The organism is Achromobacter sp. JD-1, assembly GCF_038594925.1.
GTDB lineage: Bacteria > Pseudomonadota > Gammaproteobacteria > Burkholderiales > Burkholderiaceae_B > Achromobacter > Achromobacter spanius_C.
The window spans coordinates 19,782-29,895 of the sequence record NZ_JBCGCS010000037.1; the positions used below are offsets into that span (position 1 = coordinate 19,782).

Here is a 10,114-nt window from a genome sequence, read left to right on the forward strand (position 1 = left end):
CCGTGGCATTGACCAGGAATATCCATGACTGCATACCGCACTGTAGCGGCCGCGCTGACGCTTGCCGCGCTGTCCGGCTGCTCCGCGCTCCAATCCACAGACCGAGTTAACGCCCGTGCTGACCACGAAGGCTCCAAGGGCGCCTTTGCCATGGACGCCTTCAAGGGCATGGCAGGTGACACCGACCGCGCCAAAGGCCAAGTCGTTGAACTACCGTGGATCGCAGGCCGACCCCAGCCACTTGCCCGCGATGTCACGCTGCCTCCAGCGCTGCGTGCGAACGTCAACACGACGCTGTTGTTCGAGAACAGCGCGGCAGACCTCAAGACGCTCGCCGACCGCATCCAACTTGCCACCGGCATCCTTACCCACGTGTCAGCGGACGCGTTGCTGCCGGCCGAGTATTTCCTTCCGCGCCTAGCAATCGAACAGGGCATTGCCACCGCAAGTGCCAGCTTTACGGCGGCCACAGCCGACACGCTGGTTCCGGCCCTTATCCCCGGTATTGCCGTTGACCGCATCGCAGGCCCGGTGCTGCCCCAGGGGGTTGCGCGCACGAAGATGGCTCCCCTGCCCCCGGGCCAAGCGCCCCTCGCCACCGTACTGGACTCGATTGCACTGCGGTTGGGCGTCTACTGGCGCTACGACGAAAAGATCGGTGCGCTTCGCTTCTATCGGACGGAGACCAAGAGCTACGTCGTCCGCACGCCGACCCAAGCCGCTGAAGAAAACCTTCAACGCGATATCAAATCGGCGAATTCGACGCTCGCGGACAAGTCGACCAACAGTTCGAAGGAAGAAGCCCGCGAACTGGCCGCTGTCGTCACCAAGCTCAGCCAGTTCCTCAGTCGCGCAGGCGTAATCAAGTCTGCGGACGGTGCGGCCAACACCATCGTGGTCACCGATACCAAAGATGCGCAGGATCGGATCGGTGAATTTCTGGACGCTGAAAATCGCCAGATGACGCGTCGGGTGCGCCTCGTATTTGAAGAGATCACCGTCCAGCGCGATCGCCTGAACCAGGGCAGCATCGACTGGAAAATTCTGTTCAACAGCCTCGGGCGCGGGAACACAGCATCGGCAACCGGCGTAGGCCCCTTGCTAGACGCAGCCCAGGCGGCGGGCTCAGTGGGCGCTTCGGTGGGCAGCGGCCCCTTCGCCGGCACCAACATCGCACTGAGCGCGCTTTCGCAGCTCGGTTCGATCGTCAATCACAAGAGCATTCCGCTTCTCTCGCAAAACCGCCGACCCGCGAAGTACGACACGCGAAACACATTTCAATACATCAAGGATCTGCAACAAACTCAGAGCACGTCCGACAGCTCGGCGCCGACGGTCACGGTCACGCAAGACGAAAAGACGGTCGGCACCTTCCTCACCGTCGTGCCTGATGCACAGGACGACGGCCAGGTGCTCTTGACGATTGCCTACGACGACACCCGGCTCATCGAAATGAAGAAGCAGCCGCTCGGGTCACGTGACGATCAGTCGTTTGTGCAGCAGACCAACATCGGCGGCCAGGGACGAGTCCAACAGGTGATGGTTCGCCCCGGAGAACAAGTGGTCATTGGCGGATATCAACAATCTGCCGACAGTTCAACCCGCCGCCGTCTTGACGACAAAGCGCCGATGCTCATGGGAGGGTCCGACGCCTCGCAAGAACAGCAACTACTGACGGTGGTGTTGGTAACCGCAATCCCAGAAGAAGGATTCTGACCGTGGCAACGCGACAGAAAGTCGCTCGGCGCACGAGCTACAAGCTCGTCGCGATACCGGGCTCGCCGAATCAACTTGTCCTCGGGCTCAAGTGGCGCACCGTCCTCGGGGAGGACCTGGAAAAACTTGCCCTCAAGACCGCCCGCAAAGCACGGGCAACGCACTTTGTGCAGAGTGATGCGCGCAGTTCGTCGGTCGGCTTGTTGACAGCCAAAGGAAGCGAAACACGCGCAAAGAGCAGAACAACGCTTTTCTCTGGCGCAGCTGCTTTTGCGCAGATGCATCGGCATGGCACGCATATCGTTGCATGCACGCTCCCCGACCAATCCGTATGGTTGGCGGTGGTCGTCGACGGGGTGGTGCAGACGGGCGGCGACACGATATTCCCCGACCAGGAAAAAGCAAAGAACGCGGTCGAAGAACTGACTGCGCGCTACCGGGAACACCAGGTCCACAGCAACTACATCACGCAAGCGCGTTTGTTCTCGTTGCAACAGCTCACTGCACACGTGAATGGACAGTCTGCGTTGCGCAGGGCGTCCTTTAGGCTGTCCATGGTGTCGCCCATATGGTGGGTGCTCATAGCTGCGGTCGTCGCCTATGAGGCATGGGACTACGGATCCGCTTGGTGGGACGAACGGCAGGCGAAACTTCAAGAAGAGGCCCAGGCGGCGCAGCCCAATTTCGACGCTAATGCGCTATGGGAAAGCGCTATCAGCGCTTGGGCTAAGTCGGTAAAGACCCAGGGCGGCGCGGGCATGACCGAACTTCTCAATGTCATCCTGACGGTACCAGTAGAACCCGGGCGGTGGCGGTTGACGGAAGTCGACTGCCGACCGAGCGCCGGATCGTGCACCGCCACATACCGCCGTACACGTCTGGCCGACAACCATACGCTGCGGGCAGCACTGGCCGAATCGTTTCGCATCGTCCATCCGGATTTGGATACTGCTACCGCAACATGGCCACTTCCGAAGGGGCGCTCGGCGCCAACTGTGGCCTTGCGGGACCTCCCGACGGCAGCTGCGATCCAGACAACGTGGGAACCAAGCTGGCAAGCGCTTCGGCCCGCATTGCAAGACTTCACGCTGGCAAAGCCGGCGAGCGTGCAGATTCTCGTGCCCAACATCAAGTTGCCCAACGGTCTGGAAGAACCAGTGCCGATGCCATCGGGCACAAAGCTACCCGCCAGCCGCGCATTGGTGATCAATGCGCCCCTGCGCTCGCTCTATGGCCTGGCCTTGCCGACGACAACCCAGATAACGCAGTTGCATGTGCGTTACCAGCCGGACTCTGCCCCCGGACTCGCCGCGAGCGCGTTCTCGGCCACCTTGAAAGGAGATATCTATGTACTCGCGCCGTGAAACTTCGCTGCGCAATCGGCTCGCCCTTTGTCTGGCGGGCCTCGCCCTGGCAATTGCCCTACCTGCCGGCGTATCGGCGCAATCCGACAATCTCTCCGTGGCGCCTGAAGCTCCTTCTGCGCCGCCAAGCCACCTGGTGCGCGAGCTGCTGGAACATGACGCAAAACAGGCGCTCGCCATTGAACGCGAGAAGTCGAAGACTGCTTTTGCTGGCACGCCGCTCGCAGTGCCGTCCGTGACAGGAATCACGCCGGCGGATGCGGAACAGGCAGCCGCGCCCTCAGCATCACCGCCGAAACAACGCCGGGCGCGGCTAATTGCCATCGTGGGCGTTGGACGCCACCTCGCAGCGCATGTGCAACTGGAAAACAGACAGGCCGTCTATCTGACCGGGAAAGCCGCACCGGTCACAGGCGCTGGCCAGGGCTTGCGTCTGCTGGAGATCTCCCCTCCCTGCGCCACGTTCCTGTCTCAAGAGGAAGAGACGTTCACCTATTGCCTAGACGAGAGGGCACCATGAAATTCAGCATTTTCCAATGGACTCGGCGAATGATGCGCGTGTTGCGCGTCGGCTTTCGCGAAGAAGAGCCGGCGCCTGTCCTGAGCATGTCGCTGACGCCAGTCCAAACTGACGACTCCCCGGAAGGCCATCTTGACTCTTTTGAGGATGTTGAAAACATGCGTCCGGCCTTCGAACATCTGCGCGTGGATTGGTGCGGCTCTGAAGCCGCTGCGAAAGCATGCGTGGCAGAACTCGAAGGCAAGCGGTATGTGGTCTTCGTCAAACAGGGGGAACAGGACTCCGACCTGTACCGTGCCGTTCTGTTACGTGCTCGGGAGGCCGCCGGGCGCGACAACGTGGACGTGTACACAGTCAACCCCGTCGTCTTGCTCGCATTGGTACGTGAGCGCATGCAAGCCAAGGACGTTAAGCAGCGCACTTCCAAGACGCGAGCGCTCGGCGCACGCTCCGCGGTGCGCGTCGGGTTCCATGACTTGGCCGCGTGGGCCGTCCGTAACGGTGCGAGCGACATGCACTTGAACATCGACACCACGGCGGCAATCTCTCACGTAAGCGTAACGATCGACGGGCAATACACAACGCCCAAACAGTTGGCGATGCCGACCGAACGCCTCATCGAAATGGGCAACGTCGCCTGGTTGGACGTCCACGGCGGCAGCGGGCTATTCCTCGATATGACCAATGAACAGCAGGGTCGGCTTTACGAAGTTGTGGACGACCGCTCTTACATGCTGCGCTGGGGATCATTTGTGGCGGACAAAGGACCGTCCATCACCCTGCGGATTCTGGACATGGACGCCAAAGTTGAGCCGGTGGACATGGAAACCCTGGGCTTCCTGCCTTCGCACGTCGCAAAATTTCAACGCTGCCTGCAAAGCATGGGCGGCGCCATCGTGACGGGCGGCATTCCGGGATCGGGCAAAACCGTCACCAACGCCCAATTGATTGTGCGGTTGCCCGCGACACGCAAGGTCATGACGATCGAGGATCCCGTCGAACTGACCATTCCGCGCGCGTTGGCCGCCAGTGTCTCTCGATCGCTTGATGGCTCGGACCGCGACACGATGCGGTCCAAGCTCATGGCACTCAAGCGGGCTGCTGCGAGCGACGTGTTTCTTGGCGAAATCCGCGATTCACTCACCGGATCGGCGTTTCAGGACATCGTCTTGTCGGGAAGCAGTCTCTATACAACGACGCACGTTGGCCACGCGCTCTCAATTCCGCAGCGATTTGCTTCCAGCGAAATCGGCGTTCCGCGAACCACTTTGGGCACGCCCGGCGTTCTGAAGCTGCTCTCGCACCAAGCACTGATGCCGGTCACCTGCGACTGCGCACTGCCGGCAGATTCACTGCTGGAAGGCGCCGCCGATAGACTGGGATTGCGCCGATCACGCGATGACTGGGCCCGCTACCTGGACGTTATCGAAACCCTGTATGACTTCGGCAGCGGTCGCATCAAAGTTCGCAATCCGGACGGTTGCGAGAAATGTCGAATCAAAGGAATTCCGGAGCTGTTCGGGTACGCCGGTCGGACAGTTGTCGCTGAAATGTTCGAACCGTCGTCAGATCCAGAAGCGCTTCGCGCCATCAGCAGCGGCGATGAGCTACGTCTACGGGAGATTTACGCCGGTCACAGGACGGCCGCATATGACCACCCCGACATGGAAGGCAAGACCACCATGGACTGCGCTGTCTACAAAATGAGTCAAGGCCTGATCGATCCACGGGACATCGAGCCGCATTTCCAGGCTTTCGCGACGCTATTACGTGAAAGGAAACCGGAATGAAACTGCCGTTCGTACTCACAAGAGTTGGGCAAGCTGCGCGCAAGTTCGCTCGAAAGCGAGCCGACTGGTATGAGTACCTGGCGGACATAGCCGAGGACACCCAGGGAAAGCGCACGATCTTGAACATTCTTGACGGAGACGCCCAGCGCTATGGGCGGAGCGCACGGGGGGTCCTTTCGGCATACTGGGCACACAAGATTGTCGAAACAGGAAACATCGGGAAAACGCTTCACGGCACGCTCCCCCCAAAGGAAGTCGCCGAATTTGTCTCGTTACAGGGGCAAGACCAAGCGGTCCTATCCAGCGGCCTGCGCGATATGGCCAGCCTTGTACGGTTGAACTCTAAGCTCCGCTGGATCCTGATCACGACGCTGCTGACCTCCTTGATCGCTGTGATCGTGTTATGGCTCGTGATTATGGTCGCGCTTCCCTACGTCACTGCCCCGATGATCGTCGACACGTTACCTGCTGTCCCCCGCGCTTACCTGAGCGCGTCCACCCATGCATTCTTTGATCTTGCCGAATGGATACGGCAAAAGGGCATTCGTCTTTGGTTTGGGGCACTTGTTGTTGGAATCGCATTCAAGCTCTCGTTCCCGTACCTGGACGGTCCGATACGAAGGTTCCTAGATCGCTGGGGGCCCTACCGCCTGTATCGGGACGTTCAGGGCATTGGTGTCATCAGCACTGCGGCAACCGCGGTTAAACCCAGGACCGGAAAAACCATGCAGCTACGTGAGGCCATCGAACTCCAGTTCGACGGGGCTTCTCGTTGGCTAACGGGCCGCTTGCAGGCCATTCAGCACCGACTCGAAGACTCGAAATCAGGCGCGCAGGTCTTTGACGTTGGGCTGATGGACCGGGAGACCTATTGGTACCTCGAGGATCTTGCAGGCACCCAGGGCTTGGACGCCGCATTGCAGAAGACTCGTGTCCGAATGGAGTCCGTTGTCCTAAAGCATGTCGAAACGCGCGCGAAAGTGCTCCGCTGGGTCATTCTGATCCTCGCCATCTTGGCAATGGCGGGCATCTTGGGATGGCATCAAAGCGTGCTCTGGGATATGCAAAACGCCGCATTGCTCGACTCGATGAGCTAGCGTGCCCGACCCTCAACTCTGATCGCGGCCATCTTGCAGATGGCCACCACAAATCCTGAGAACCTGGAAATCAACATGAAGCACACCATCATGCAACTGCAAGTCATCAATACACGCGTTGCCCGCCAGCGCCTCCGCCAAGGAGGATTCACCCTTGTTGAACTCGCCGCGGTGCTCGTGCTTATCGGCGTCCTCATCATGATAAGCATGCCCTCCATCAAAGGATTCTTCGTCCAAACCCGAGTCGGGCCGGCGGCTGCCGAACTCCAGCGCTTCATGACGGCGACGCGCTTGCTGGGCGAAGGCGACTCCGTCACGCCTTACGCAGCCATCAACAACGCCTCCAATCTGGCGCCTGCAATGGCCGAGTCTTCCGTCTTCAAGGTGAACGGCGCCACGGTGGCGCACCGCCTGGGCGGCTCTGGCGTGGGCTCGAACGGAACCATCACAATCGGGCCGGTGGCTCTCGGGGGTGGTGCTATGGGCAGCGGTCTGGGGTTGACGCTAACCAATGTGAACCACAGGGCCTGCCCCGGTTTGGCCACCACGCTGAACTCGGTCTCCGAGATGATCAGTGTGAACGGAACAGCAGCAAAAACGCTAGGCACAAACAACGAACCTGGCTCCTTCAATGCGGTAACTGCTCAAGACCTGTGCGTGAAGGGTGACAACAATACGTTTGTCTTCGCCACGCGATAAGTCCGTAAACCCGCGAGCCGGGCGTGGCATTGCCTCGCCTGGCATCGCATTGATGACGAAGCTGCCATGTGTCCTTCTGACGTTTCCGTGCCTCGATCAATACCCCGCCAGGCTGGCTTCACGCTTATCGAACTGATGGTAGTGATCGCGCTCGTCACGCTCGCCATCGTCCTTGGCGGACCGGCCCTTAAGCGACAAGTTGACGCGACCGCTGCGGAATCCACCGGCCGCTACCTTGCGCAACTTCGCGGTGCAGTAGTAGACCTTCAGGTCAAGCACGAAGCCTGGCTGCGCGGTGAGAATATCGCCAGCGCCCCAGCTGGCACCTACCCCCCATCACCAGCACTTAGCTGGGTCGCCGCCCCAGGAGCCCAGGTCGCACGAGGTGGTGTCGCGGATCTCGCAACGCTAGGCTTGCTGCCGCCTAGCACGCCACGCTTCCCATCCCTCGGAGAAACCGCCCGCTTCATCCTTGTCCGCGAAGGAACTTGCCCCGGCGAAAACTGTCGCACGGGCGCTTACGTATATACCTGCCAACCGATCAGCGACGTGCGGAGTCGTCGGCTCAATGACACCTGCACCGCACCTGCCGGCAAGGCTGCTCGGTTCAATCAAGTTCTGCTTGGCAAGGTGATGGCGGCGGCCGATGGCTATGGCGGTCATGACGCCAACGGCGGGGCCAATGTGCGCGGTCCGCTTATGAACATTCCGCGCGGCTGGTTCGACTTCGGAGCAGAGCCCGGCCACGCCGTCCTGGCGGCAGGTTTGAGTGCCACGCCGTTCGGTCAGTTTGTCCGCCACGGAGAAACCAGACCAGTCACGTTCAACAACACCCTGACGGTGACCGGTGCGATTCAGACCAACACCGGGTTACTGCTCAACACGGCTGTCGCTCCTGGCGCTGCGTGCACGCTGGAAGGCCTATACGCTTCGACCGCCAACAAGCTGCTCGCCGTTTGCACGGGCGGCGTGTGGTTCGCCCAGAACGGTCACGTCATCACGGGCACGTACAGCGACCTTCCCAACGACGCTGCAATCCCCGCGGTAACGTGCCCTGCTGGGTTGTCGCCGTGGCGTCAGATCGCCCTGCAGGGCGTGGACGCAACCGCACGCGGTGGTGATATCAATATCGGCGGCGCGATCGGCGGCAGCGTCCAGGGCTCGGGCTACGTCAACGCCGCTGGCGCCGTGTCGGTTGGCGGCTCCTTCAGTGGCACATTCCAGAACGCTGGAAATAGCTATGTCCGTATGGCACAGCGCGCCAGCGTTGCCGGCGACCGCGTCGTGATTTCACCCGCAGACATGGGCGCACGCGCCTCGGTGATTCAGGGCTGCAAGAGCTAGCCCAGCGTCATAGGTCTTCCTTTCGCCGCCAACCAAGCGGCTCATCTATCGGAGATATTCATGTTCCTTCCCTCCATGCGAGGCAAGGGCAGGGCCCTGCTCGCCCTGCTCTTCGCGCTGCTCCTGCCCACTGTCAGCCAGGCATCAACCACCAATCAAGCGGACGTACAACTGGCAACCGAGCTGAACACGTTGCTCATCCGGGTCGACCAGGGCGCGCCACTTCCGCCCGGTGGTTGTGTAGGCGGCTACTCGTGGCACACAACCTACGGCGGGTGCCGGATCGCCCAGACGCAGGCCGAGTATTCGCAGTGCCCTGCCGGGTACACCGGCAATCAGGTCCGCTACCGGACCTACTACGTTCTACAAGCCAACGCGAACGATGTCGCCTATGAGGGCTGGGGGCCGTGGCAAGACGGTTGCACGGCATCTCGCGCCGGCGGTGTCCTCGATGTCGTGATCGCAAAGGCCCGTGGCAACGAGACAGGCGAGACGCTCGACAACAGTTTGGGCGGAATGATGGCCGCGCAGATGCAAGTCAACTACGGGACGATGTTCGGGGCCACCATCTATCGCCCCACCGCAGAACTGAACTGCATACACGCATCGGGAACGACATCAGGGGACACCACTCGCGTGTGGACGGGCCAGCTGATGCCGCCCGGCACGTCCGTGACCAAAGGTGTGTCGGGATACTGCCAGCTCTCCAACGGAAATCGGACCGCCACCTTATTCGGAAGCTGCGATAGCAGTAGTGGCGGCGATGCCGACAACTGCCAGAGCGCGACTCGCGTGGTGAACATTACGTCTGTCAGCGGATGCACGGTCGCGACTGAAACCCGTCTGCATGGCGAGCTCATTGATGTCGGCAACTACGGTATCTGCAACTAAATCCAGGAGAACGCGTATGCGAACCCTTCGACACTTGCTACTGCTGCTGGCGGTAACACTAACTCCGGTGGTCACGCCGGCCTATTCAGCCGGAGCGCCTAGCGTCGACCTCGGTGACGTGCTGGACGGCGACAAGCGCTTGGCATGCGAAGCCATTCTTTGCCTGTCCAGCGGCACTCGTCCGAGCGAGTGCGCGCCATCGCTTTCCCGGTACTTCGGCATCAGCATGAAGAAGCTATCCGACACCTTGGAAGCACGACGAGACTTTCTTTCGTTGTGCCCCGCTTCTGATGACTCCAAGGAAATGAGCGATTTGGTGCGCGCCATTTCACAAGGTGCCGGCCGGTGCGACGCCGCTGCACTGAACGTCGCGCTTCGAACCTGGCGCGGCAGCAACGACGACGGCAGCCTCATCATCAGCAACAAACGCCCCAGCTATTGCAGCGTTTACACGTCGCATGAATACACCGCCTTTGACGATGGTCTACCGCTTTACGTCGGGACGCCCGCCGACGGCGGTTACTGGGTGGAGCCACGGGACTACGAACGCGAGCTTGCCAAGTACGAGAAGGCGCTTGCAGAACGCAAAGAGCGCGAGCAGAACGGCAAGGGACCAGGCTTCGGCATGGTGGGGAATTGACCGATGGACTTCCCTACCCTCGCCAGGCAGTGTGCGCCCGACGTGCACATCAG

Annotated in this window: 9 protein-coding genes; all 9 read left to right on the forward strand. The window is 60.8% G+C overall.

Going from position 1 to position 10,114, the window contains the following annotated elements:
• The first annotated feature begins 24 nt into the window (after positions 1 to 24).
• The 9 genes from WBR68_RS30220 to WBR68_RS30265 all read left to right on the forward strand — a co-directional run bounded on the left by WBR68_RS30220 (position 25) and on the right by WBR68_RS30265 (position 10,061).
• Positions 25 to 1,716 (forward strand): type II secretion system protein GspD, encoded by a 1,692-nt coding sequence (locus WBR68_RS30220; protein ID WP_083036960.1) that lies wholly within the window; start codon positions 25 to 27, stop codon positions 1,714 to 1,716.
• A 2-nt stretch (positions 1,717 to 1,718) separates the two neighbouring features.
• Positions 1,719 to 3,080 (forward strand): hypothetical protein, encoded by a 1,362-nt coding sequence (locus WBR68_RS30225; protein WP_230696111.1) that lies wholly within the window; start codon positions 1,719 to 1,721, stop codon positions 3,078 to 3,080.
• Positions 3,064 to 3,600, forward strand: a complete 537-nt coding sequence (locus WBR68_RS30230) for a hypothetical protein (protein ID WP_230696112.1) — start codon at positions 3,064 to 3,066, stop codon at positions 3,598 to 3,600. Before WBR68_RS30225 ends, WBR68_RS30230 begins: the two co-directional genes overlap by 17 nt.
• A complete protein-coding gene (locus tag WBR68_RS30235; protein ID WP_230696113.1) occupies positions 3,597 to 5,390 on the forward strand; it encodes an ATPase, T2SS/T4P/T4SS family in 1,794 nt (597 codons plus the stop codon). Before WBR68_RS30230 ends, WBR68_RS30235 begins: the two co-directional genes overlap by 4 nt.
• Positions 5,387 to 6,487: a hypothetical protein gene (locus WBR68_RS30240; protein WP_230696114.1), complete on the forward strand. Its 1,101-nt coding sequence runs from the start codon at positions 5,387 to 5,389 to the stop codon at positions 6,485 to 6,487. Before WBR68_RS30235 ends, WBR68_RS30240 begins: the two co-directional genes overlap by 4 nt.
• 75 nt (positions 6,488 to 6,562) lie before the next feature.
• Entirely contained in the window at positions 6,563 to 7,186 is a 624-nt protein-coding gene (locus WBR68_RS30245) for a type 4 pilus major pilin (protein ID WP_230696115.1), read from the forward strand.
• A gap of 633 nt (positions 7,187 to 7,819) precedes the next feature.
• Positions 7,820 to 8,530 (forward strand): hypothetical protein, encoded by a 711-nt coding sequence (locus WBR68_RS30255; RefSeq protein ID WP_230696116.1) that lies wholly within the window; start codon positions 7,820 to 7,822, stop codon positions 8,528 to 8,530.
• A gap of 60 nt (positions 8,531 to 8,590) precedes the next feature.
• A complete protein-coding gene (locus WBR68_RS30260) occupies positions 8,591 to 9,421 on the forward strand; it encodes a hypothetical protein (RefSeq protein WP_230696117.1) in 831 nt (276 codons plus the stop codon).
• Between the two features lie 16 nt (positions 9,422 to 9,437).
• Entirely contained in the window at positions 9,438 to 10,061 is a 624-nt protein-coding gene (locus WBR68_RS30265; RefSeq protein WP_230696118.1) for a TrbM/KikA/MpfK family conjugal transfer protein, read from the forward strand.
• Positions 10,062 to 10,114 lie beyond the last annotated feature (53 nt).

Excerpts from the sequence above, each read along its gene's own strand:
- WBR68_RS30245 (WP_230696115.1), top strand. The coding sequence starts at position 6,563 with ATGAAGCACACCATCATGCAACTGCAAGTCATCAATACACGCGTTGCC.
- WBR68_RS30260 (WP_230696117.1), top strand. The coding sequence starts at position 8,591 with ATGTTCCTTCCCTCCATGCGAGGCAAGGGCAGGGCCCTGCTCGCCCTG.
- WBR68_RS30265 (WP_230696118.1), top strand. The coding sequence starts at position 9,438 with ATGCGAACCCTTCGACACTTGCTACTGCTGCTGGCGGTAACACTAACT.
- WBR68_RS30230 (WP_230696112.1), top strand. The coding sequence starts at position 3,064 with ATGTACTCGCGCCGTGAAACTTCGCTGCGCAATCGGCTCGCCCTTTGT.
- WBR68_RS30255 (WP_230696116.1), top strand. The coding sequence starts at position 7,820 with ATGGCGGCGGCCGATGGCTATGGCGGTCATGACGCCAACGGCGGGGCC.
- WBR68_RS30235 (WP_230696113.1), top strand. The coding sequence starts at position 3,597 with ATGAAATTCAGCATTTTCCAATGGACTCGGCGAATGATGCGCGTGTTG.
- WBR68_RS30220 (WP_083036960.1), top strand. The coding sequence starts at position 25 with ATGACTGCATACCGCACTGTAGCGGCCGCGCTGACGCTTGCCGCGCTG.
- WBR68_RS30240 (WP_230696114.1), top strand. The coding sequence starts at position 5,387 with ATGAAACTGCCGTTCGTACTCACAAGAGTTGGGCAAGCTGCGCGCAAG.